This is a genomic window from uncultured Shewanella sp. (genome assembly GCF_947501665.1).
GTDB lineage: Bacteria > Pseudomonadota > Gammaproteobacteria > Enterobacterales > Shewanellaceae > Shewanella.
This window is the reverse complement of record NZ_CANMWS010000013.1, coordinates 13222-37686: the sequence shown is the minus strand read 5'-3', so window position 1 is coordinate 37686 and position 24465 is coordinate 13222. Positions and strand designations below refer to the sequence as shown.

Sequence of the window (24465 nt, the reverse complement as noted above, 5' to 3'; positions counted from 1 at the left end):
TCCTTATCGTATGATCTGTAAACTTTTGGTATCAGGATAAAGATCAAGTGCGGAAATAATGACCTTATTGCCTGCAGTTAATCCTTTTTTAATCTCAATTAAACCGTCGGCACTCTTACCAAACGTGACATTAGTTTTTTGTGCAGACACATTATCCCGCATCAAGAAAATACTGGCCTGGCTATCAGCAAAGATCCCCTTGGGTTGCTCTAGGTACAGTACATTCTGTCGACCTTGCCCATAAATAACGACATCAACGGTTTGCATGGGTTTTATGTTGGTGTTGAGATTGTCGGGTAACTCTATATCAATCATTACGGCACCATCTTCGACTACGGGATCGATACGGCTCACTTGGCCAGTAACAATGCCGTGTCGACTGTCTATATCCGCTTTAGCGCCCACGTTGATCAAACCGACTTGTAGCTGTGGTACCTTGATTTGCGCTATCAAAGGGGTGAGGCTACCGACTAATGCCAGTTCAGTACCGGCTTGGACTGATTGTCCTAAGCGCACGGGAAGTCGCTGCAATACACCATTGAGGCCAGCTTTGACCTCTAAGTTATCAAATTGTAACTGTATTGATTCAAAGTCAGAGCGCGCCTGATTGATGGCATCGTCAAGGAGTTTGAGTTGTTGTTCATGCACATGGGTAAGTTTAGTGATTTGTTGTTGCAGGAGATTTTCACGGTTTTTTAGTTGGCGTGATTTCACTTGGCTGCGTTTAAATTCCATTGCTGAGACTATACCTGCTTTTGCTAGGGTGGTCTCAGCTTCAACTTGAAGAGTAGCAAGTTCAGCCTCGGCGTTGACATCGGCCAATAATACTTCTTGTGCCAATTTTTCTCGCTGCTGTATTAAGTCCTGTTTATTTCTATCGGTAATGGCGTTTTGCAGCTTTGTCTTAGTGGTTTGTAATTTCTGTTTTAAATCTGGATTTTTGAGCTTTAATATTACTGTGTCGGTTGTAACAATGGCCCCAGGCTTAAGTAGGATGGCATCCACTATGGCTGAGTCATTGGCGCTGATCAATCTTTGGTTTACTGATTCTAAACGACCATAGCCATCGACTTTTTGGGTAAAAGTACCGCTACGTACTTCGGTAATTTGTATTTCCTCTGAATTAATAAATTGTCTCGGTTGAGAATAGCCTATCGCCCAACCCGCAATACATAAGCTGACAGAGACAAGGCCAAGACTGGTATAAATCCATTTTGCTTTTTTTATCATCATCTTTAATCCTTATGCGGCTATTTCCTGTTTATTTAGTTGGTGTAAGTCAATGATTCTGTCTGCACTGGCAATGGTTTCTTGTCTATGTGCCACAGTGATCCGAGTGATCTGTTTTTGTTTTAAATATTGATTCACTTTCGATTCTGTAACGCTGTCGAGGTGACTGGTAGCTTCATCTAAAAATAGAATTTTAGGCTGGGCATAGAGGGCTCTGGCCAATAAAATACGTTGTTTTTGCCCGCCAGAGAGAGCACTGCCTAAATCGCCGACTTGGCTGTGTAACCCCATCGGCATGGCCTGAATATCATCCCAGATAGCGGCGCCTATGGCGGCTTCCTTGACTCTTTCAATATCGACGTTAGCTTCAAAAAAGCTGATGTTTTCAATGAGTGATCCATTTAAAAGTTGATCATCCTGCATCACTGTGGCGCATAATTGTCGAAAGGACTTAACCCCGAGTTGCTCGATGGAGGCGCCATCGATTAACAACTCACCCTCTTCGGGTTTTATCAGCCCCATCATGAGTTTTAATAAGGTAGTTTTACCTAGCCCTGAACGACCTGTGATCACCACAAATTCGCCCGCAGAAATAGAAAAACTTAACCCTCGATAAAGCCAAGGTGTATTCTTGCTGTATCTAAAATGGATATTACGTGCCTCAAGTGCACCTTTTGGTTGCTGTAGTAATACTGCGCCGGATGTCGAACTCTCGGTTTCTTGCATCAAAATATCTGACATGCGTCTGAGGTAAGTACCGGCTAATCTAAATTGGAATAGGTGATTAACTAAAGATTGGGTACTATCGGCAAATTGTTGCCTGTAAGCCAAGAAAGCCATAAACATACCGAGAGAGATATGGTTATCAAGGATCAATGTCGCACCGAGCAAGACGATAACTAAGTATTCGGCTTTATTAATAAATTGAGAAAAAAGATCCGATAAAATGACAATCTTTTCCCGTTGAATACTGGCATTGGTGGAATCGGCAAACAGATTCATCCAGTTTGAAAGGCGAGCATTTTCTTTTGCAAAACACTTTATTGGCATCATGGCACGCACGGTTTCAATAAAGTGACTGTTCTCCTTGGCATAGGTAGATAAATTCTGTTCTAAAATATCATTTTCTTTATTGGTTAACTTAAACCGAACTAGATAAAGAATGCCTAAAAAAGCGAGAGAAACCCAAGCTAATTGTGGCTGGTAGTTAAACATTATGGCTAAGGTGGTGATGCTGAGCAAACCATCGACAATGGCGGTAATAAAGCCACGGCTAATGAGGCGTTGTACTTCATTAAAAGCCTCAAAACGTGATTTGATGTCGCCGACATGCCGTGATTCAAAAAAACTTAAAGGTAGGTGGAGTAAATGCCGCTGAATATTGGCTTTTATTTGAAAGCCTAAGGTTTTATCTAAGAATAGGATCACAGTGGATCGTATTGCTTGAGCGGCGATAGTAAAGAGGAGTAATAAACTAAAGCCTAAGAAAATAGACCTGAGTAATTCTGACTGCTCTTGTTGTATCCCTTGATCGATAATTAGCCGAATATAATAAGGGGAGATTAAAAAAAGGGCCTGTAATATTAGCGCAACGGCAAAAATTTTAGCCATCATCCATTTTAAACCATGGATTTTGCTCACCAGTTGCAATATAGGGACTTTGACTCGTTCATCTTGCTGTTCAAAATCTGAGGTGGGTGTCAGCTCTATGGCTATGCCCGTAAAAGATTGTGACACTTGCTCCCAATCTAGCTTTATTTTGCCTTTGGCGGGATCATGAATGACAACGCCTCTGCTGTTGCAAGAGACGAGAGTCACAAAGTGATTAAAGTTCCAGTGAATAATGGCGGGTTTTTTAATGCGTTCTAGTTGACCTAAGTCTAGTTTCAATACCCTAGCGTTTAAGCTAATATCTGCCGCCACATCAATGATCTGTTTCACTGTCATGCCTTGCAGGCCTGCAGGGTATTTTTTTCTCATTGCTAGCATATTGGTTTGATAACCATGATAACAAGCCACCATAGCGACGCATGCCATGCCACATTCGGCAACCTCACTCTGTAAAAAGAGAGGTAATCTTTGTTGAGAGAAGTGTAAATAATCAGTGAGCGACATTATTACCCCTTACTAAAGCAAAAATATTACGCTGTTTCTCCCCTACGAGTAATTTAAAGTTCATCATGGGGCTAAAGAGCTGGGTATCGGGCGGACTGTCAAATTGAATACCAATATGTTGATATTTACCTGTGCTAAGGCTAATGACCTTAGCGGTGAAAATAGCATTATTTATTTGTATCTTGATGAGCTGCCCCAAGTGAATGCTCGGCAATGAATTGGAGCTGGTAAAGGCATAGCGATGATTTTTAGATGGTTTTAATATACGGCCTATAGGTTGCAAAGGGGGATGTGTGGTACCAATAAGCGCCTCCGCAAAGTATTTCCCTTTTGTTGGCGCGTATAAGGTTTCAATTTGCCCCTGGGGGAATTGATCGTTAAATTGTCTTACCTGAGCGAGTGCTTGCCCCTTGTTGACTAATGTTCCCGAAGTGATTAATTGTTGTTCGATTAAGCTGGGATTGGCCGACATCAAGGGTTGAAAGTTGCTATTTTGCAGCCTAATATCTACCCATCTCTCTGCCGATATGGGAATAAACCAGGTAATAATCAGCGCGCAAACTATCGCCAGAACTAACAGGTAAAATGATTTCACCATGCTCTTAGGTGGTTCTATTACCACTTCACTGAATTCAGCCGATTTATATTGATTTTTTAGGGCTTCTTGACGAAAAAGTTTAAGTTGAGACATGAATTATGCCACTTCGATAATGGGAATGTTTAAGTCATCGACTTGTTTTTTTAGCTTGGCTTGTTGGGATTTAAAAAAGCTGTGTGGACAGCCTAGTTTCCAAGCATCTAAACCTTCAAAACCACTGAGCCAAGTTGAAAACTTCTCGTTAGCCACTTCTAATCTGCCATTGGGTAAGATTTTACCTATGTGATTATGATCATCTTTCAATGCCACGGTACACTTGTTTAAATTGCCATTGGCCCTTATTGCTAAGGAGTTCGGTTTGGCGGCATAACAAATATAATTTCCTTTATCTGGCACTGGGGAATATTGTTGTTGTAACTCGGCAGCTACCTCTCTGGGTTTGCCAGCATCTAGAAGTGTGGTGAGTTTTTCTTGTTTTTCACCACCTAAATCTTCAATAGCCTTAAAAAATAGCTTGAAGCGTTTGTCATGTTTTAGGTGTTGCTCATAGCGTTTGCAAAAATGATGTACACTAGCTTGATTCAATGCGGTAACATGCACACGTAAATTAATTAAGAAGTCTAAATCTGTATTGGATGCATCTAACAAACGATTCCAAATTTTATCGAAACTGCCTTTGCCGGTCCGAGTTATTCTGGTGGTATCATGATGCTCTGCATCGCCATCAATTGAAATTTGAAAGGATGCTTGATTTAGCTCTGCTAGACGTTTAAGCGTTTTGATATCCAGCAGCAAACCATTGGTAGTGAGGTCACCTTTTAATTTTACATTGTTATTTTTGGCAAGTTTAAAGGCATATTCAGCTAGCTCAAATAGAGTATTTTTAGCCAGTAAAGGCTCTCCACCAAACCAGCTTAAGCTTAACACTTTTAGTTGGGGGATTTTGTTATCTAAAAATTGCTTTATGGCTTGAATAAGCCATGGCTCCATAGCACCAATTTCGAAGTCTTCATAACAATAAACACATCTGAAATTACATTGTTCTGTAGGAAATAAAATCAAATGAAATATTTCTGGCTTTATAGCAGATCTAATTGTACTAGTTTGAAAACCTTTTATTAAATTCATCTATAGCACCCTTTTATTGGATTTTTATAACTCACCATTAATTTCTACTGTCTCATTACTATGGATTTCAATATTATTAGGATTAATGTTTTAGAATTTACTTGTTGTTTAGTATTTTTAAATGATAAAAAACAATATCGAAAATTATTTATAACTATATTGTTTTTTGGCAGAGCTTATGACTCTGCCAGCTTGATTAATTTACGTGACAGCCTATATTAAGACATTCATCTTCTTGCTCTTGCGCTTCAGGGTTCACACCACCAGCGATTACATCTTGCAGCTCATCACTAATTTCTACAGCTCCATCTTCATTAAGTTTTATGTCATTTTCTTTAATGTTTTTTAATTTATCAGTCATGGTTATTTCCTTTTTATTTATTATTTATTAAAGTGAGTAAGTAATTTAATCCGTTGTGGATGAGTTCATTTAATATTAAAAACTGACTGCTGTTAACTGTCAGTTGTAACAGGCTATATTATGCCGTTTGTTTTTTAATGGTTTGAGTTGGTATTTTAGCTTGCTCAAACTGGCAAAACATGGAATTAGGATCTAGCATGCCGCCCACCATTTTATTGAGTGCATCTATGCTAGTAATTTCAATAAAGCCATCATCAGAGCGCACGGCATGAACAATATTATTGGTTGATTTTTTGGTATTCATAGTCATTGCTATCCTTGTTTTTTACTAATATTGACTAAGTGATTTTTCAATGGCGATAAAATCAGGCTTAGGTTTTTGTAATTTTTTTGTTTGCTTCATATATTTCAATGTATTAGATTATATTCCTTACATAGTTGGATCAGATGTGAGCGATTGTTAGCCCCTGATTTTTGTAAGCAATTTTGAATATGAAAATGGACGGTTCTTTCACTGATATTAAGTATGCGGCTAATTTCCCATGAGGTCTTATTTGCCGCAGCCCATAGAACACATTCTCGTTCTCTTTTAGTTAATTGAAAATCTCTGCTGTTGATTGTTATCCTAATTAAGCAATTTTCTATGGCAGGAAGTAAGAGTTGCCAAAATAATAACTGTGCATCTTTTTGGTATTCAGTGGTAATATTATTTGGCTCAATGAGTAAGTATGCCACAAAGGGGGAGTTTATTTTAACACCGTAACAGTTTTCAAATGGTGCAGTGAATTTAAATACAAAACTATTATCCATATCAACTCCATATAATTTATCATTATTGTGTTGTAAATTATATTTTAACTGGTCGCTCGCATTGCCTATATCTTTTTTTAATAAGTTGATGCGACTACTATAATTAAAATGAATATAACAACTCGCGTAATTTAAATCCTGCGCCAAGGTACAGAGATAAGTATGTAAACCCTCAATACAAGCCTGCTGCTGTAAGTGCTTTAAAATAGATTGTAAATATTTCATCCTAGAATACTCTGTTTGATTAATCTTCTTCACAGTTAGAGGTAAGGGGGCAGGATTTTGGATATTCTGAATCTATAGCTTCTATTTTATCGGCAGCTATAGATATTGTAGATAAAGATAATAAAGAGGTTATGACTAATTGTGATGCTAGATTAATGACTTTTGTTGTTAGCTTTGGCATCAGGCTTTCCTTTTTGCATTTGCATTGAGTTAGCCCGATGTTGAGTAATATTCATCGATTAAAAAATAAAAGTTATGTGATTATTTTATTATTTTCGTCGTTTGGGGTGTAATTTTTTTGTGTCTATTTCTCAATCGATTGCAGCTGAACTTATGATGTTTGAATACTGTTTCAGTGTGCTTTTAAAATTAGAAAAACCTTTAAAGAGAAACTTTTTTTGCTGTGGCTTGTAACTAAATTGATAACCTGAGATACGATGACCTAAGTCGATAGATTCAATTAAGTCTGTGGTGATATCTAGTACTTTTAACTGGCCATTTTCTCTATCTAGCCAATAAAGATAAGGTAAATCGACATACCAGCTAGGCTCAAAATCCATAAATAAGCTCACATTAAGTGCAAGAGGTTTACTCTCTAAGCTATCAAGTGTAAATAACCGCCCATCAGCAGATGCGACAACGTAACCTGTTCCCGCTTTTTTTATGTCTCTGTAGCCTTTTAGTAACAAACGTGATGTTTTACTGCTTACCGTGTATTCAAAAATAGCCCAAGCGCCATTATGTTTCTTAGCATAAAGTACGTCTATGCCATTGTTTGAGAACACTGCGCCGCCAGTATTTTCTTGTTCGGAGCTGATAAAGTTCATTTCATGGCTGTTTAAGTCAAATAAGGTGAGTCTCTCTCCTAGTTTTATTAATAATTGCCCTGTTGATGACTGTGGCAACAAGCTGATTTTATCTAAGCTTTGTAATAGTATACTTGCATCCGTATGCTTATTTTTATGCCATTGTGTTAAGCTGTAACTGCCGTTAACTTTTATGACTTCGTAGTAATCTTGTGTTTGATAAGCTCGATAGTTTAATGAAACTGACTCTAGATTTCTGTCTACTAACGTCTGTGATCTTGCGGCCTTTGATAAATCAAGTTCGATATAATATTTGTTTAGAGGTTTTTGTATGTAAAGATAAATATTTTCTTGATTACTAAATACTTTTCTATATTTATTGTGATTATTAGCCAGTAAAATATCCTTTTTCTGGCTATGAATATTAATTTTCATTAGCTCAGAGTCCGTGAGAAATAGTAGGTTGTCATCGTCTAGCCAAGTGAGCGCTTTAGGTGAGCGACTATTAGGCATTCTGAGTATGATTTTTTTGCTGACGAGATCGAGCACATGAATTTCTTGCTGGTAATCGAGTTCATGAATTCTTATGTAAGCCAATAAATTCCTATTGTGCGATAAACTACCAAGATAGTCGATATTGTAGTGGTTTTGATTAAAGGTAATTTGTTGCTGATTGACTATCCCTGAACCATTCCAGCCTAGCTTATAAAACAGGCTCTTTACTGCTTCGGTCTCGTCTATTAATGCAGCTAAGGCGGTATTGTCACTTATGGCAACTATTGCTGTTGCTCCTTTGATATTATCGAGTAATACTTGTTTGTTTTGCAAGTGTAAATCGTCATCAATATTCCATACTTCAAGTGTACCTTTAGCTGAGAGTGAGTTCTTTGATAATAAAATAGCTTGGTTAGTTGGAGTAAAGGCGGCATAGTCTATTCGCGCTGAGTGTTTTTCTATGCTGATGGCTCTGCCGCTTTCGAGGTCTTTAAGGTAAGTATCATATTGATTATCAGGATTTAATATTTGGTAAAATATGAGTTTTTTATCATTAGATAAAGCCAGTAAATACGCATTCATGGGGAGCTGTATTTCAGATATTTCGGTTAATACTTGATCGCTGCCATTTATTGAGGAGTTAGCAGTATGACTGATTTCATGATTTTGAGCTTGGCTGTAAAGATTGTCTTTAATGATGTTGTAAACACCATTCGAGTGCTTGAGTGAGAGCATAAGCACAAGCATGAATATTGAAATAGTCAACAGGCGTAAGTAACTGCGTTTTTTGTCATGCTTTTTAGGCGTTACTTCTTTTATTTCAGCTATTTTTTGTTCTTGTTCTTGTTCTTGTTCTTGTTCTTGTGTATTAGAAGGAGTTAAGGGGGGATTACCCTCAGTGTTGTTTGTGGTTTGTGACATCTGCGTTGTCAGGGGGGATGTGTCAATTACGCTGCTTGAATGTTTATCTGCGCTGAAATAAATCCGGTAACCGCGTTTTGAAATAGATTTAATGATACTCGGATTAGATGTGTCTGCTTCTAAAATACTTCTGAGGCGGCTAATCACTCTACGGACGGTTGCATCAGAAACGATTCGATTGGCCCATACATTATCATGAAGCTCTTGCACTGTGATATAGCGATCGTGATTGTTGAGTAAGTAATCAAGTACCTCAATAAACTTAGGCTCAATGGAAACGATTGAATTATCTAGGTACAAAAACCTATCTTGAGTATCATAGATGTGCTTCCCTAGCAGTACTTTTCCAATCACAGCCCTTACTTCTCTTGTTGTAATTTACAATTTATTTACATAGGGATAGTACACGATTATATTTATTGTTCAAGAATATTTTATCTTTAAGTTCAATGTATTATTGGTATTTAAATTGAATGTTTTCTGATTAATGGTTGCGGATAATTTTTCAATCTTTCCATGGTTAGGTTACCATAAGCATTAATTATAATTTTGAATGCTTATTCGCTTAAAATAAAAGGAACCCTTTCATGTCATTAAATGTTGTCATTCTTGCCGCAGGCAAGGGCACTCGTATGCGCTCTGATTTACCTAAGGTATTACATCCTATTGCCCATAAGAGTATGGTTCAGCATGTTATTGATACGGCAAAGTCTCTAGGCAGTGAGGCCATTCAATTAGTATATGGTTATGGTGCAGATAAATTAAAAGCTGCATTAGGTGAACAAGCCTTAAATTGGGTATTACAAGCGGAGCAATTAGGCACAGGTCATGCGGTCGCGCAAGCCAATGATAATATCGGTGATAATGATACCGTGCTTATTCTGTACGGTGATGTGCCGCTGATTCAAACTTCTACCTTGAATGCACTCTTAGGGGTAAAATCAGAAAGTGGGCTGGCTATTTTAACGGTGAATTTAACCGATCCCACTGGTTATGGCCGTATCGTGCGTGAAGGTGGGAAAGTCGTCGGCATTATTGAGCAAAAAGATGCCAATGCCGAGCAGCTGCTTATTCAAGAAGTGAATACAGGGATTATGGCGGTACCGGGTAAGCAGCTCAAAATATGGTTAAGCCACTTATCCAGTGATAATGCCCAAGGTGAGTATTATTTAACGGATATTATTGCCATGGCCAGTCGTGACTGTGTGGATATTGCGACTGCGCAGCCGCAATCTGCCGTTGAGGTTGAAGGCGCAAATAACCGTGTACAATTAGCACAACTTGAGCGAGCTTATCAAATGAGAGAAGCGGAAAAACTCATGCTTGCTGGCGCTAACTTACGGGATCCTAGCCGTATTGATATTCGTGGTAATGTCACTGTGGGTATGGATGTGATGATTGATGTTAATGTGGTTTTTGAAGGAACAGTGACAATAGGTAACAATGTGACGATTGGTGCTGGTGCTATTTTAATTGACTGTGAAATTGGTGATAACGCAGTAATAAAACCTTATTCCATTGTTGAAAAGGCGAAAGTCGGCATTAAAGCCAGTGCCGGCCCTTTCGCGCGTTTGCGCCCTGGCGCGGAACTGAAAACTGATGCCCATATTGGTAATTTTGTAGAAATGAAAAAAGCCGTATTAGGTGAAGGGTCTAAAGCAGGGCATTTAGCGTATATTGGTGATGCCAAGATCGGTGCTGGAGTTAACATAGGTGCAGGAACCATTACGTGTAATTACGATGGTGCCAATAAGCACTTAACTGTGATTGAAGATGGGGTGTTTGTTGGCAGTGATACTCAATTAGTGGCGCCTGTCACTATCGGTAAAAACGCCACTTTAGGGGCTGGTTCAACCATTACTAAGGATGTGAATGAGAATGAACTGGTGATTACTCGTGTTAAACAACGTCATTTAAGTGGTTGGGAGCGCCCTATAAAGCAGCCTAAGTCTGTGTGATTTTTTAAGTCATAAGTGAGTTTTTATTAACTTACTTATGTCTGTCTATTTAAGTCATTTCAAATGCTTGGAATGTTAAACAAAATCTTCTATCTCCACCTTCAACCATGTACTGGTTTGTTTGAGTATGTTGATTATACTCGAGTATGAATCGCTCTTCATAAACACCGGATAGTTGCTTAAGGCTATCAAAAGCATCTTTAACATCTTGAATTGAAAAAGAGTAATTTTTTTCTTTTATTAATGAAGAATGAAATTGATGATACTCAGTACTCGCTTTGACTAATGTTTGCAGTGCAATTTTGGCTTTGGCTTTATTGGTGTCGCAAAACCAGTCTTTGGTTGTTTTCCAAGCCTTATCAAAACTGGCATAACTCTCAGTTTTTAAAAGTCTATCGACTTCTTCCTGACTGAGCCCTGTTGTTCTATTTTGTCCTGAAAATTGGCCTGAAGTTAATGCTATTCCTGTCATAATTTATTCTCCAGCTAATCGATATTCAGTGAGTATTTTGATGTATTAATAATAGAAAGGCAGTGCTGGACTGAATATCATAAAAATAATTTTCTATCAAAAAATGACCAATGTAGTCGTTTTTTATAATGATATTAGTTTTCTATCAATTTATCGTGTTTGCGTTTCAGTTTTGAATTTTACTCGATAGGTTGAAACTCATTGGCAAATAAGTTTCGTTTTACTATAATGCATCTTTCGAATCGAAACTTAAGTGAAACGTATAATGAGCAATTGCGATGAATAAGCGAAATACTCAACAGCGGCGGCATAGCATTATCAGTCTGCTCAATGAGCAAGGTGAAGTCAGTGTTGAGTCGTTATCTGCTTGTTTTGATACATCAGAAGTGACTATTCGAAAAGATTTAGCGACGCTTGAAAAAAGTGGATTATTGCTTAGGCGCTATGGCGGTGCGATTACTGTACCTAATGACATTTCGTCGCCTTTTACCGCGAAGTTATCAGCCAATAAATTATCTATAGCCAGAACCAGCGCTAAGCTTATTCGAGATCATAATCGTATTTTGATTGATAGTGGTAGTACGACAGCAGGGCTGATTTCGTTATTGAATGATAAGCGTGGCTTATTGGTGATGACCAATTCGTTGCAACTTGCGAATGCGATTCGAGAATTGGAAAACGAGCCTACATTACTTATGACTGGAGGGACTTGGGATCCCCATTCTGAGTCTTTTCAAGGACAAGTGGCCGAACAGGTATTGCGTTCTTATAACTTTGATCAGTTATTTATTGGCGCTGACGGTATTAGCCTTGAGCGAGGCACGACTACTTTTAATGAACTTACGGGATTAAGCCAAGTGATGGCAGAGGTTTCTCGTGAAGTGGTCGTGATGTTGGAATCTGAAAAGTTGGGTCGTAGGATCCCAAATACTGAATTATCTTGGGACAAAATTGATGTCTTAGTCACCGATGATCGTATTGAAAAAGATGTCGTTGAGGCGATGACAGAACAAGGTGTGAGGGTGTTATTGGCTCCCTATACTCTGACATAAAGTGAATTACAGTAAAGTGGCAAAATAGTGCTTCAGAGTAACGTCACAAATTGACAGTAAGAGAATATTAAACGAAGGAAGAATATGAGTTGATAGCCCATATTTTTCCCTAAAAAATTTAAATGATGCTTAATTAAGCTAGGAAAAATTATGTGTGGAATTGTTGGCGCGGTTGCGCAAAGGGATGTGGCTGAAATTTTAGTAGAGGGATTAAAACGCCTAGAATATCGTGGTTATGATTCAGCAGGTGTGGCGGTGCTACATGGAGGTGAGCTAAAGCGTACTCGTCGAGTGGGGAAAGTACAAGAGCTTACGGCAGCACTGGATCTTACTCCTCTAGCGGGTGGGACAGGTATTGCCCACACTCGTTGGGCAACACATGGTGAACCTAGTGAGCGTAATGCACATCCTCATCAAAGCGAAGGCAACATCGCTGTTGTGCATAATGGTATTATTGAAAATCACAATAAGCTACGAGACATGCTTAAAAGTGAAGGTTATGAGTTTACCTCTGATACCGACACAGAGGTGATTTGTCATTTAGTGAATCATGAATTGAAAACCCATGAAACCTTATTACAAGCGGTTCAAGCCAGTGTTAAGCAGCTGGAAGGCGCTTATGGCACTGTCGTTATCGATAGACGTGATGAGACTCGCATGGTCGTTGCACGTTCTGGCAGTCCATTGGTGATAGGTTTCGGTCTCGGTGAAAACTTTGTTGCATCTGATCAATTAGCGCTATTACCGGTCACGCGTTCATTCGCTTTTTTAGAAGAAGGGGATGTGGCAGAAGTCACTCGCCGTGGAGTGATGATTTTTGATGTGAACGGTGAACCTGTTGAACGTGAAGTCAAAGAGTCTGAAGTGACTCATGATGCGGGCGATAAAGGTGAATATCGCCATTATATGCTTAAAGAAATTTATGAGCAGCCAAGAGCGATTGCCCATACCTTAGAAGGCCGTATTGCAGCGGGTCAAGTGTTGGATAGCGCATTTGGTGAAAATGCTGCTGACTTTTTAAAAGACATTAAGCATGTACAAATCATTGCCTGTGGCACCAGCTATCATGCGGGGATGGCGGCGCGTTATTGGCTTGAAGATTGGGCCGGTGTGTCTTGTAATGTCGAAATTGCCTCTGAGTTTAGGTACCGTAAGTCACATTTATTCCCTAATAGCTTATTGATCACCATTTCTCAATCCGGTGAAACTGCCGATACTTTAGCGGCGCTGCGTCTTGCAAAAGAGATGGGTTATAAAGCCAGTTTGACTATTTGTAATGCGCCGGGGTCGTCATTAGTGCGTGAATCTGATATGGCTTATATGATGAAAGCGGGCGCCGAAATTGGCGTCGCATCAACGAAAGCCTTTACGGTGCAATTAGCTGGCTTATTAATGCTTACCGCAGCCATTGGTCGTCATAATGGCATGAGCGAGACAATGCAAACTCAGATCACCCAAAGTTTGCTCTCTATGCCTGCAAAAGTGGAGCAAGCATTAGGCCTAGATGATGCCATTGCTGCGCTTGCTGAAGACTTTGCCGATAAACACCATGCACTCTTTTTAGGGCGTGGGGATCAATATCCCATTGCAATGGAAGGGGCGTTAAAGCTGAAAGAGATTTCTTATATTCATGCTGAAGCGTATGCGTCAGGTGAGCTAAAACATGGTCCTTTGGCGTTAATTGATGCCGATATGCCTGTGATTGTGGTGGCCCCAAATAATGAGCTATTAGAAAAGCTTAAATCGAATGTGGAAGAAGTGCGCGCTCGAGGCGGCTTAATGTATGTGTTTGCCGATGTGGACGCGGAATTTGAGTCAGATGACACCATGAAAGTTATTCCTGTGCCTCATTGTGATGAATTCATGGCGCCGCTGATTTACACGATTCCGCTGCAGTTATTGTCATATCATGTGGCTTTAATCAAAGGCACCGATGTGGATCAGCCAAGGAATTTGGCGAAATCGGTGACAGTGGAGTAGCGTCTGTGACTGAGACGTATACCGTTTAACTAAGAAGGGAGCTTGAAATGGCTCCCTTCTTATTATGTATTATCTTTTTTTATGACTTTTTAGTTCATAAAATATAGGTTTATACATATTTACTGACTGGTTTAATCTTAGTTATAAGCATAAATATGATTCATTATTTATCGGTTCAAATAGTTCCTCTTTTTTGAAGGTTTTTTGACTCATTTACAAAAATGAGTTTAATCCCTTTCGGTGATAGAACATCTTCTATACATCATTTCCTTAATTAACCTGACATTAGGTTAACTATCTAGGGTGTTAGGTTGGTAACCAATATAAGTTTGTTAATGATATATGTTATAAAAATAGAGTGATTAAATTAATTTGTTTTGTTTTGTTTGTTATTATGTGTTTTTGTTTTTTAGTGGGTTGTATCATTGAAGAAATTAATCGGGTTGTTAATGTTTTTTATATTGGTTTTCTTGTTGATTTATTATCAAACCTTAAAGGGAGAGCATGATGAAATTTCAGTAGTAAAGCCGGGTCTTAGCAAAGATAAGGTTGCACAAAGAATTGGATTTGTAGGTAAATGGTTATCAAAACAGGCAACAAAAGATGGAGGTTCTAGGGAAGCTATAATTAAAAGGTTTGAAGATGGTCAGTATATTATTGAATTTAAAATATTCAACTCCAGTGGCGTATTACAGGCAACCCAAAAAGAATTTGGATTTTGGGGGCGTTTCGGGGGGAATTTATTTTACTATTCATCGTGGCTGGATTGCAGATGAACAGTTTTATTCTTCAGATCCAAGTGACGCGTATCATTATGATTCTTACAATATCATTGAAATATCTAATAAAAAACTAAAATATCAAAGCTTGCAAAATGGAGATACCTACACTTACTTAAAAATTAATTAGAAGCTTTTTTTGCATAAACCAAACTATTTTTTAATTTATTATATTTAACATTAAGGCATCTATAATGCCTGAGTTGTAGGTTGTTATCAGTTTAAAAAAATCACTTTACTTGTTCTTATTTCAATAATATCTGGCTGCTCTACTTCATATAAAGTGCCTCAATTTGGAGATACTGCATTAATAAAAATGGAGGGCCTTGGTACAAACTATAAACTAATAGGCGGAGCTTCAGGAAAGCTACTAAGTGTCGGAGAGTTAGATAATGAAGGGTGCATGACTAATATTGGTCAAGTTGATGCAACGGTTGTGGATGGCAATGGTTATGTTACTGTTCCTGCAAATAAAGAAATTGGAATGATACTGTTTAAGTATAAGGGAAATGCAAACTGTAAGATATCAGTCGTGATGACACTAAAGAGTAATGAGAAATATGTGCTGAATTTTGTTGAAAAATCGAGAACTCAAGTTGTGTTGAAAGAAGGTGGAGGTTTCGATATTAAATATATAAATGGGCCAATGTTGTGTGAGTTAGATGTTGTGTCTATTAGTGAAGAAAAAATAGCATTTGTAACTTTAGAGCAACACCTTTTTAGCGTATGTAAGTTAGGGGTAAATAAAGAGAGTTGAACAAACTCTCTTTATTCATAATATAGCTAAATCAATATAAAATGATAGTTTCAGAGCGCTCAATTGAAGCGCCTAAAAACGCTGGTTTAAAAGTGATTTATACCTTGTTGGTTTGTCTTACCGTAGAATGGCTATGCTTTTAACAATTCACCTAGCCTAAATCACTTTTCATTCCAGCTGAGTATGTATATATTGTTATTTTATTGAGTTAAATATATTGGGTTTGAATAGAACCAAAGATCGCTCCAAGCCATTTCTTCTGTATTGGTGAAGCCTGTTTTGGCGGTATCGACAATGGGGTTACCTTGTTTATCAACAAACCCTGGAGTGCCTTTGGGATGATTACTGCCGCGCAATCTGAGATACATACCTGTTTCAGGGGCTGTAAAAGTAAAAGACAGGGCTATTTCTCCGTTATTATTAATCCAATGATTATCTCCTTTGGTGAAGCTCTTAATGATGTAGGTGTTATCTGCGAAAGGTTTATTAAAGTCACTATCATGTATGTTTTTCAATGTGCTGGTTGTTCCTGCAATAACATCAATGAACGCTAAATCTGGTGCATCTTTGTGGTGATTAAATGCGGGTATTGTCGTATTGATTGTCACTGTTATTTCTTGATTTTTTGTAATATTGAGTTGCTCTCCCATTGTAGCTGTCATACCAGAAGTGCTGGCATTAAAATCCAGACTTGAAATGAGATCGCCATGAACCACAAAGCTATTACCACTTTTAATGGCGGAAATAATCCCTGCTGCACTTTCTTCTTCTAGAAAGTAGTAGGTTTTAGCATATTCGTTTGGCCAAAAATCATTATATAGACTGTGGAAATCACTACTGCTTAGAATTGAAAATTGCCTGCCTTCACTTAAAAGTGCATCCCAAACCCCACCGAGTCTTGCCGTCATATAATCAAATCCACCATAGGTGCGGCCGTGATAGGCAATCCCGTAATCATTATAATCAGTTAATGTTATAGGGGCATTTTGTGCATATTTTCCTCGGGCTTGGACATCGCGTTGATGACCCGGTGCGCCTTCCATACCAATAAAGGTATGGGGGGCTGCATTGTGAAAATGACGAATATCTTCAATGGTGACTTTATGTTTACGTGATGGGTGATTAAAGATATAAAATGCTTGATCATTAAAGTTATTATCTAGTTCTATGACAGCCTGTAAGCTGTATTCTAATGTCTTTTCGTTGTCGAATGCGTTACCTTTAGCATATCGATTATGGAAATCAATTAAGGCTTCTTGTTCGCCATTATCCAAAATTAACAAGGTAGCGTGTTCGTTGGTATAAGGTATCGTCCATTCCATTCCTTGAAATAAGTATTGGCCTTTAAGTAAAGTGTCGCGGTATTTTTCAATGTGCGTGTACTGAGTATTGATAATTTTACTACGTTCCGTTAAGGCTTTGTCATTAGGGTAAACTTGTTTAGCATAGTCATGGCTATGAGGTTCAATGTCATCTTTTAGATTAATAATCTCCTCATCTGTCCGTGTGATGCGAAATAAAGAGTCATTAAGCTTATATGCATTAAAACCACTGTGATCGGTATTGATTAAAAAGCTTGAACCAAAATCATTAAAGCCTCTGTCTAATACTGTGGTAATTAAGTTATGGCCATCAGATGCTGTTGAGTGGATATGCATATCCCCATAGATCCAGCGCCCTGTATTTTGCTCTATTTCGACTAATGCAGGCTGATTTTGAGGATGATTAGCAGCAGAGTTGTTGGTATTCGAGTCACAGCTAACAATACACCCTGTTAGTGTTAGAAGTAATAATTGACCTTTGATGTTGATTTTCATGGCGTCCCTCCAGTAATAGTGTGGAGGAATGTAGGTGAGTTATGTGAATTTATTATGATGTTATCGTTAATTTGTATTCTTTTATATTGATTTCGTTATTTATTACTTTGATTCAGTTTATAAATCGTGAAAGTTATTTAGCTTTTGTGCATTGATATTCTCCCACTTTGTTGAGACCAGACTCAAGAAAGTAAGTGATAAAGTGAATTTCTCCTTCATTTGAAAAAGTGAAATATGTTAATCCAGGATTTTTTCTGTTGTCTAGATGACTAATGGCGGTATGTGTTTGAACATCGTATAGCATGTATCCTTTTGTTAAATTTCCCATGGATTGAGGGGTTCCTGAAAAGAGTAGTTGAAAAATATAAAAGCGGTTTTCATAAGGAGTGACAGTAGGTGTGAGATTAATACTCAATTGAGGGCTATAACCTCTCAGTAGATTCTGGCATAGGTAATCACCTTCGATAATGGTCAGTGGCACTTTTTGTGTGGTAGCACTGGCAACATCGAGGAAAAGAACTAATAGACTAAACAATAACGTTAATGCAAATGGTTTTTTAGTTTTATATTTACAATTGTTCATAAGCTGACTCACTATATGATAACGATAATGGGGCGTTTTATAGTGAGTGTAGTGTGCAATTTTAGTTGTGTAAAATAAGTTTATGGTGCTTTTTTAGAGGGTTGTGTGACCATTTTTTCACAATAAGCGGCGCCCATTTTTTCTTGGAATCTATCGATAAAGTAAGCATTGAAGTTAACTGGCTTATTTTGCGGTATTTCAAACTCAATAAGACCTGCCCCCCTAATGCGATTATCAACTTGATTTTCCAGGTAACCGACTGCAGAGAGTTTTTGTGTATCAACAATCATATAGCCGATAGCATTACTAAAGACTTTTTTTCCGTAATCGAGCTCTTGATCCACATTTCCAGAGAAATAGACATTGTAAGTATAAAAACGCTTATCAATATCTTGATGTTTTAAGTTTTCAATGAGTGTTAATTTTCGTTTTATTTTATTTTTAACACCTTGACAAACATATTGTCCAGCAACAATATCCTTAACGGAATTTTCGCTATTAGCAAAAAGCGTACTTGAGTAAAACAAGCTAAAGGATAAAGCGATGAGTAAGTTCTTGTTATGATGAAAACCCATTACGACACCTTGTTGATATTGGTTGTAATAAAAATACCTTAATTTTAGCCAGTTAGTAAAGATATTATCAATTATTGAGGTTTTTATTACTAGGATTTATTCATAGGTTGATGAATATGTTTGTCTATTTGTTTAGTACATAAATTTGATCCTACTCGGTTTTCTGATTTATCGATAAAATAGGCTTCAAAAGTGACTTGATTTTTATTCGATAATTTGAAGTACAAAATACCGACACCTTCAATTTGGCTATCGACTTGATTTCTCATGTAACCTGAAGCTGTTTGGCGCTTAGTATCAAAAATCATATAACCAGTGGAGTTGCTGTATACATGTTTGTTTCCAGCTGTGAGATATAAGGTGAAACTATAAAAACCTTCTTCTGTTGGAGATATTTTTTCGTCTTCAATAATTTTTAGCTTTCTTAAATGTCCTCCTTGCATATTGGTACAATGATATCGTCCCTCAATGGATATTCCCTTAATCAGTGGTTTTTCTTCTGAAAGAGTCGCTAGTTTTGATTGGTGTTTGAGTTGGTTAGAGACATCTGTATCCACGGCGTATGCAGGATATATATTGAGCATTCCCAAGCTAATGATATTTATATATATGATACGAATAAAAGAGGATATAAGTTTTTTGGAAAAATACATATAAATACCTTTAGGTTTGTCTATTGCTCTACATTATCTGACACATCAGAGAGTGCAGATAAAGCCGTCTGTATGCTTTATTTTAGTCCGTAATAACCAATAACAATAGCTTGTTTACAAGAAGCGCTTCAAATTAGGCCCTATGAGTTTAAAAGCCCTTTAGACAAGGTCATTAATTGCTTACGCATAAATGACATTCCCATCATCATTGATGGTAAGCTAAATAGCGTGCTTAGTGATTCTTCGCTAATGTCTAGTAACGCTGTATAAAGGCTTTCCTCTTTACTGATAAGAGGTTGCCCTTTGGGAATCTGTAAAATCACCTGCATCGAAGTTGCATCACCTTAAACGGCAATAAGCATTTCTGCACCTTTCTTTTACAAGAATACGCCTTGAATTAGGAACTTTTACAGGCTTTGAAAACATGCATCTTCAAGTATCATGGGGATATATTGATTTAGCGATAGGTAAAACTTTAGTGATGATTTTTGTCGCTATTTGTGGACTTTTTATAATATGGCAGAGCATGCGACTTGTAGTAAAGAAAGAGAGGAAGAAATAGAAAGCCACTAAGAGGGCTTTCTATTCGCTGTTTAGGAAATTAAGATAATCGAAGCGAAAAACCTACATTAAAAATAGCGTTTTATTTCAACTTGTAGATAATCATCTAAACGTAGATCATAACTGCCTTCTTGTACGTCGACATTACTAAAGCCACGAATTTCACTTTCGATATACCAAAAATCAGACAATCGATGATTAGCTTCAAAAGATAAAAACCGAGTCTGATTATCTAAGTCAGAGCTTATCGCAAGTAACATTTCTGTACTTTGTGTGTTGTTTAACGCCCATCTTAAGCCCAAGGCTATATCATTATTGGTATATCGATTATCTCTGTCATCAAATTGGTACTCCATCAAGAATCCTAGATCAGAGGCACCATCGAGTGCAAACCAGGTATATTCGAGACCGCCAACAGCAGCACTATAGCCTGAGCCATTACGGACTTGTCCTGAAATGGCTTCAAATTTCCATAACCAAGATTCTTTAGTGGCTTGAATGTCGATTCCAAGTTGATCAATTAATTGATAATGAGGTGTTAAGGTGATCTCTTCATTTGGATTTTCAGAATTAATGGTGAATATTGGATCCCTATCTGTTCCTCTAAAATATGAGAGTCCTAAATCAATATCACCAATGACATGGGAATACCTAAGAGCAAAGTCGATATGTTTTTCTTCTGCTGTTGCATCATAAGTTGCTGCATCTTCATTAATTGGCAACGAAGGTCTCAGTCGACTTTCTTTGCCATTAAACTCTGCTTCTCTAAATCCAAGAAGAATAAAACCTTCTAAGGTTCCCCAATCCCGTTCAAATAATGTTGATACCATAAGTTGACCAAGTTTATCTTCGCCATCGATATTCTCGAGCCTGTCATCTTGGTTAATAACATCCACTAAATGAACGGTTTCAGTAACTCCCCAAAAAACTTTACGAATACCTGCATAGACCTCCATTTGGTCAAAGGAGCCCCACCAATAGAGTTCTTGCATATCCCAATGAGAGCGATCATCATCATTGAGATCCCATCGACCAAAAGCATTAGCAACAAACATTTGTTGCCCATCATTAAGATAACGGAAATATTCGACATCCATTGATGCTGATGCATTGTGTCGGTCTTGTTCTTCGAGTAGTGGCGCTTTCGCAAAAAAACGCGTTTGTAGACCAATATTACCAGACCACTCGCCTTCTTCGGCCCAACTGAGTGGTGTTGCAAGCAAAATGCTTGCAACTAAAAAGCATACGGCTTTCATTTAACGGGCTCGCTTCAAGCTGTTCTTAGTAAAATCTCTATTGGTGAGGCCATTACTAAATTGAAAGTCAGCGTATTGAAGTTCAGTACTTTTACCGGTTTGATGATTATGCATCACCCATAAATTAGCACGCCAATATTGGTTTAAGTATTTATTGTAATCCGATATGTTTAATGTTTTTAGTTTGTCTCCCTTTCTATCGAAATAATCAATTTTCCAAGCTCTATACTCATCTTTATCTAGCCAGACTACTTGTTTTGAGTAACCTGATTTTGGATCAACAGGATCGCGTTCAATGACAAAATGTGCTCTTCCATCAAAAGTTTCATCTTTAAGATATTTGTAGGTATATTTTTCAACTTCTTGAGATGATATATCTTCATAAGCAAATTCACTTCCCATAAAAGGGCCTGATTTATTGCTAGAAGAAATACGTTTGACACGTTTTAAGGCTGGTAAGAATAGCCATTGATCATCTGTTCCTACTTGATGGGTAAAAGATAAGAATGCAGTGCCTTTAACATCTTGGGGGCTATCGAATACAATGAGGGATTTATCGCCGTCATCCGCTTGTTCTAACGTTTTACTGTGCATATCTCGCTTAGTTTCTTCGCCATACTGATTTTTAAGTACCATCGTCATACTGGATTTGGTATCACCGAATCCAAGATCGCGTTTATCCGCTTCAACGGCTATTTGTCGTCCCTTTTCTTCAGGTGTGAGTGCAAAACTGGAAGCTGAATATGTGACTGAAATAAGCAACATTGAGATCAATGGGTTTAATTTAAACATAAGCTTGTTCCTTAATGATGTGAGTTTGACGTTCTTTTTTATCAAGTAAGATTAATAATGCGGGAAGCAAGAAAAAGTCTGCGAGTAAAGCAGCAATAATGGCGACAGTGGTGAGTAACGCCATGGCCGAATTTAGGCCGAAACTGGATTGAGCTAAAATAGAGAAGCCGACAACCAGAATGATTGATGTGGTGACTAGGGCGACGCCTACTGATTTAAAGGCATACTTTACGGCTTGCTCTGCTGACAGCCCTTGTTCACGGCGCGCACGTAAATATTTTGAGAGGAAGTGAACTGTATCATCAACGACAATACCAAGGGTCATTCCCACGACCATAGAGACGGCCATATTGACTTGACCGACCATTAATCCCCAAAAACCAAACGCGAGTCCTGCTGGTAACAGATTTGGAATTAAGCTTAATAGTCCAAGACGGACGCTTTTTAATGCAAACATAATCAGTGCACTGATCAGCAATAAGGCTGCAATAGTGCCTGAGATCATTGAGTAAATATTACGTTCTGCGATATGTGCAAACATGACCGAAGAGCCAGCACCTTCTGCGTAAATGCCTGTGTTAGTTCTTAGCCAATTAGTGCCTCTTTCGCTTAATTCAACAATGTCTTTAGATGACATATCATGAGCGGTGACGATGATTTGAGTCGAAGATTTACTAATGTTGAGTTGGTTATTAAGGTCTAAACCGTAAGGTAGTGATAGTTCATACAACAATAAATACTGTGCCGCGAGCTCTTTATTATCGGGCAGCTTATACCAAGCGGGATCGTCTCCATGCATGTTTTTATTTAAACGTTTAAACGTGTCTGAAATACTGGTGACGTTTTTAACTTCAGGTTGCGATCGCAGCCAAGTGACAAAACTATCGAGTTTATTTAAGAACCTAGGATCAGCAATACCATAGTTACTGCCTGAGTCGAGAGAATACTGTATTTGGTATAAGCCTGTTAAGTTTTGATTAACGAAGTCACTATCGGTCCTAAAAGAAACCGTTTCGTCGAAATATTGTACAAAGCCATCTTCTAATTGATTATTTGGAATAAAGCTAATGAGGGTTACAGATATGATGAAAGAGATGAATAATAATGGATGACGTTTCTGAATCACGAAGTCGCCAAGATGTTGCATCTTTTTTTCAAGTCCAGTACCAGCTTGTCTACTTTTGGCTGGGAAAATGGCCATAAGGGCTGGAAGTAAGGTTAATGAGAAAATAAACGCAGCCATAACACCAACGGCAGTAATATTACCTAAATCATGGAACGGAGGCGCATCAGCAAAGTTCATGGCTAAGAAGCCAATAGCAGTTGTGACAGACGTTAGAAAGACAGGCCCTATATTGAGTCGAAGACTCTCTTTTATGGCTTCATGACGAGATAGACCTGAGCGCATACCAGCAAACATTGTGACTAATACGTGAATTGAGTCTGCAACAGCCAGAGTCATAATAATCGTGGTGGCGGCCGAAGAGGGAGGGGTTAATCCAACACCAAAATGCCCAGCCATTCCCATTGCCGTGATCATTGATAGTACGATAACCAATAAGGTTGAAAAGGTGGCACTTTTAGAACGCAATAAAAAGAAAGTGAGCAAAATGATAGCTAAATACATCGCGGGAACGAGTGAGCCCATGTCCTTCATTGATGCTTCAAAAAAGGAGTTGTTGAGCATAACCATACCCGTTAAATGGACTTTAACATCGTATTTTTGTTCTAGCTCATGCATTAATGCTCGAGCGGCTTCAACTGTTTGTGGCACCTCATCTAAGCTTTTTTGTGGCATTTGAAAGGTGACATTCACTCCAGTGACACTTGCATCTGGATTAATGTTTTGCCCTAATAAAGTCAGTTCGTTGAGGGCGATATTTTTACGCTCTTCCCGCTTAGCAGGAGTCATTGAAAGGCCCGACTCGATTAAATCTTGAACAATCAAATCGTCTTCATTTGAATGGGTGTATTGGAAGTTGCTAATGGAGTCGACACGTAAAGCGAAAGGCAGGAGCCATGCTTTTTGGGTCAGTTCTTCAGTTAATGCCAACATATCTGGACTAAACATATCCCCATTTGTGGGTTCTAATGCAAAGAGAATGTTGTCGACCTTAGTGTAGGTTCTCTGCATTTTTTCAAATGCTTGTAATTGAGGGTTATCATCGCTGAAAAACACTCGATAATCATTATTTACGGTAAGAAAACGAGCGCCTGAAGCAGCGAATAATGCCAGAGCAATACTGCTAAAAACGATGAGCCAGCGCCAGCGGATGATGAAGTCACCGTAACGAGTGCTCCAGTGTGATGGGGTTCCTTGCATATCTGATCCTTTACATGTTGTACCGACCGTTAGGTCTTTATTGTTGTAAAAAATATTCGGCAACTAAACAGCACATTGCCGAAAATGGGGGATTAACTCTATGGATAACCAATAAAACCAACTGTGCGGTTTGTTTTTCCGCGTTAAAAAAACAACTTAATAAGCAAGTTGTTAAAATATATTTTAGGGTAAATTAAACTATATTTTTAATTGAAAGA

General features: G+C 38.2%; 23 protein-coding genes. 5 read left to right on the top strand and 18 right to left on the bottom strand.

Annotation, left to right across the window (positions count from 1 at the left end; translation table 11 throughout):
- Positions 1–3: 3 nt before the first annotated feature.
- The 9 genes from Q0976_RS11405 to Q0976_RS11365 all read right to left on the bottom strand — a co-directional run bounded on the left by Q0976_RS11405 (position 4) and on the right by Q0976_RS11365 (position 9043).
- Positions 4–1233, bottom strand: coding sequence for an HlyD family efflux transporter periplasmic adaptor subunit (locus Q0976_RS11405; RefSeq protein ID WP_299493944.1), 1230 nt, complete (start codon positions 1231–1233; stop codon positions 4–6).
- 9 nt (positions 1234–1242) lie between these two features.
- Positions 1243–3345 carry a peptidase domain-containing ABC transporter gene (locus tag Q0976_RS11400; protein WP_299493943.1) on the bottom strand — a complete coding sequence of 701 codons (2103 nt, stop codon included), beginning with the start codon at positions 3343–3345 and terminating at the stop codon, positions 1243–1245.
- Positions 3332–4036, bottom strand: coding sequence for a hypothetical protein (locus tag Q0976_RS11395; protein WP_299493942.1), 705 nt, complete (start codon positions 4034–4036; stop codon positions 3332–3334). Before Q0976_RS11395 ends, Q0976_RS11400 begins: the two co-directional genes overlap by 14 nt.
- Before the next feature lie 3 nt (positions 4037–4039).
- A complete protein-coding gene (locus Q0976_RS11390) occupies positions 4040–5071 on the bottom strand; it encodes a radical SAM protein (protein ID WP_299493941.1) in 1032 nt (343 codons plus the stop codon).
- 196 nt (positions 5072–5267) lie between these two features.
- Entirely contained in the window at positions 5268–5432 is a 165-nt protein-coding gene (locus Q0976_RS11385; RefSeq protein ID WP_299493939.1) for a hypothetical protein, read from the bottom strand.
- 118 nt (positions 5433–5550) lie between these two features.
- Positions 5551–5736, bottom strand: a complete 186-nt coding sequence (locus Q0976_RS11380) for a hypothetical protein (RefSeq protein ID WP_299493938.1) — start codon at positions 5734–5736, stop codon at positions 5551–5553.
- 104 nt (positions 5737–5840) lie between these two features.
- On the bottom strand, positions 5841–6467 hold the full coding sequence (locus Q0976_RS11375; protein WP_299493937.1) for a LuxR family transcriptional regulator: 627 nt from the start codon (positions 6465–6467) through the stop codon (positions 5841–5843).
- Between the two features lie 19 nt (positions 6468–6486).
- A complete protein-coding gene (locus Q0976_RS11370; RefSeq protein ID WP_299493936.1) occupies positions 6487–6648 on the bottom strand; it encodes a hypothetical protein in 162 nt (53 codons plus the stop codon).
- 130 nt (positions 6649–6778) lie between these two features.
- Positions 6779–9043 (bottom strand): winged helix-turn-helix domain-containing protein, encoded by a 2265-nt coding sequence (locus Q0976_RS11365; protein WP_299493935.1) that lies wholly within the window; start codon positions 9041–9043, stop codon positions 6779–6781.
- Between the two features lie 233 nt (positions 9044–9276).
- Here Q0976_RS11365 and glmU point away from each other — a divergent pair, with 233 nt between their 5' ends.
- Positions 9277–10647: a bifunctional UDP-N-acetylglucosamine diphosphorylase/glucosamine-1-phosphate N-acetyltransferase GlmU gene (gene glmU / locus Q0976_RS11360; protein WP_299493934.1), complete on the top strand. Its 1371-nt coding sequence runs from the start codon at positions 9277–9279 to the stop codon at positions 10645–10647.
- A 49-nt stretch (positions 10648–10696) separates the two neighbouring features.
- Here the strand turns inward: glmU and Q0976_RS11355 are convergent, their stop codons facing one another.
- Entirely contained in the window at positions 10697–11119 is a 423-nt protein-coding gene (locus Q0976_RS11355) for a hypothetical protein (protein ID WP_299493933.1), read from the bottom strand.
- A gap of 278 nt (positions 11120–11397) precedes the next feature.
- On the opposite strand from Q0976_RS11355, the gene Q0976_RS11350 reads away from it, so the two are divergent.
- The 4 genes from Q0976_RS11350 (at position 11398) to Q0976_RS11335 (ending at position 15687) form a co-directional block, all read left to right on the top strand.
- Entirely contained in the window at positions 11398–12171 is a 774-nt protein-coding gene (locus tag Q0976_RS11350; RefSeq protein ID WP_299493932.1) for a DeoR family transcriptional regulator, read from the top strand.
- A 150-nt stretch (positions 12172–12321) separates the two neighbouring features.
- Entirely contained in the window at positions 12322–14151 is a 1830-nt protein-coding gene (gene glmS, locus Q0976_RS11345; protein WP_299493931.1) for a glutamine--fructose-6-phosphate transaminase (isomerizing), read from the top strand.
- Between the two features lie 425 nt (positions 14152–14576).
- Positions 14577–14927, top strand: coding sequence for a hypothetical protein (locus Q0976_RS11340; RefSeq protein ID WP_299493930.1), 351 nt, complete (start codon positions 14577–14579; stop codon positions 14925–14927).
- Positions 14928–15333: 406 nt separating this feature from the next.
- Positions 15334–15687, top strand: a complete 354-nt coding sequence (locus Q0976_RS11335) for a hypothetical protein (protein ID WP_299493929.1) — start codon at positions 15334–15336, stop codon at positions 15685–15687.
- Positions 15688–15887: 200 nt separating this feature from the next.
- On the opposite strand, the gene Q0976_RS11330 is transcribed toward Q0976_RS11335, so the two are convergent.
- The 8 genes from Q0976_RS11330 to Q0976_RS11295 all read right to left on the bottom strand — a co-directional run bounded on the left by Q0976_RS11330 (position 15888) and on the right by Q0976_RS11295 (position 24247).
- Positions 15888–17504 (bottom strand): hypothetical protein, encoded by a 1617-nt coding sequence (locus tag Q0976_RS11330; protein ID WP_299493928.1) that lies wholly within the window; start codon positions 17502–17504, stop codon positions 15888–15890.
- 133 nt (positions 17505–17637) lie between these two features.
- A complete protein-coding gene (locus Q0976_RS11325; RefSeq protein WP_299493927.1) occupies positions 17638–18087 on the bottom strand; it encodes a hypothetical protein in 450 nt (149 codons plus the stop codon).
- Positions 18088–18167: 80 nt separating this feature from the next.
- Positions 18168–18662, bottom strand: a complete 495-nt coding sequence (locus Q0976_RS11320; protein WP_299493926.1) for a hypothetical protein — start codon at positions 18660–18662, stop codon at positions 18168–18170.
- Positions 18663–18751: 89 nt separating this feature from the next.
- Entirely contained in the window at positions 18752–19315 is a 564-nt protein-coding gene (locus Q0976_RS11315; RefSeq protein WP_299493925.1) for a hypothetical protein, read from the bottom strand.
- 140 nt (positions 19316–19455) lie between these two features.
- Positions 19456–19644 carry a hypothetical protein gene (locus Q0976_RS11310; protein WP_299493924.1) on the bottom strand — a complete coding sequence of 63 codons (189 nt, stop codon included), beginning with the start codon at positions 19642–19644 and terminating at the stop codon, positions 19456–19458.
- Positions 19645–19944: 300 nt separating this feature from the next.
- The gene (locus Q0976_RS11305; RefSeq protein WP_299493923.1) at positions 19945–21132 is read right to left on the bottom strand and encodes a hypothetical protein; all 1188 of its coding nucleotides are present in this window, start codon (positions 21130–21132) and stop codon (positions 19945–19947) included.
- The gene (locus Q0976_RS11300; RefSeq protein ID WP_299493922.1) at positions 21133–21924 is read right to left on the bottom strand and encodes an outer membrane lipoprotein-sorting protein; all 792 of its coding nucleotides are present in this window, start codon (positions 21922–21924) and stop codon (positions 21133–21135) included. It lies immediately after the preceding gene.
- Positions 21917–24247 (bottom strand): MMPL family transporter, encoded by a 2331-nt coding sequence (locus Q0976_RS11295; protein ID WP_299493921.1) that lies wholly within the window; start codon positions 24245–24247, stop codon positions 21917–21919. The genes Q0976_RS11300 and Q0976_RS11295 overlap by 8 nt, the downstream gene beginning before the upstream one ends.
- Positions 24248–24465 lie beyond the last annotated feature (218 nt).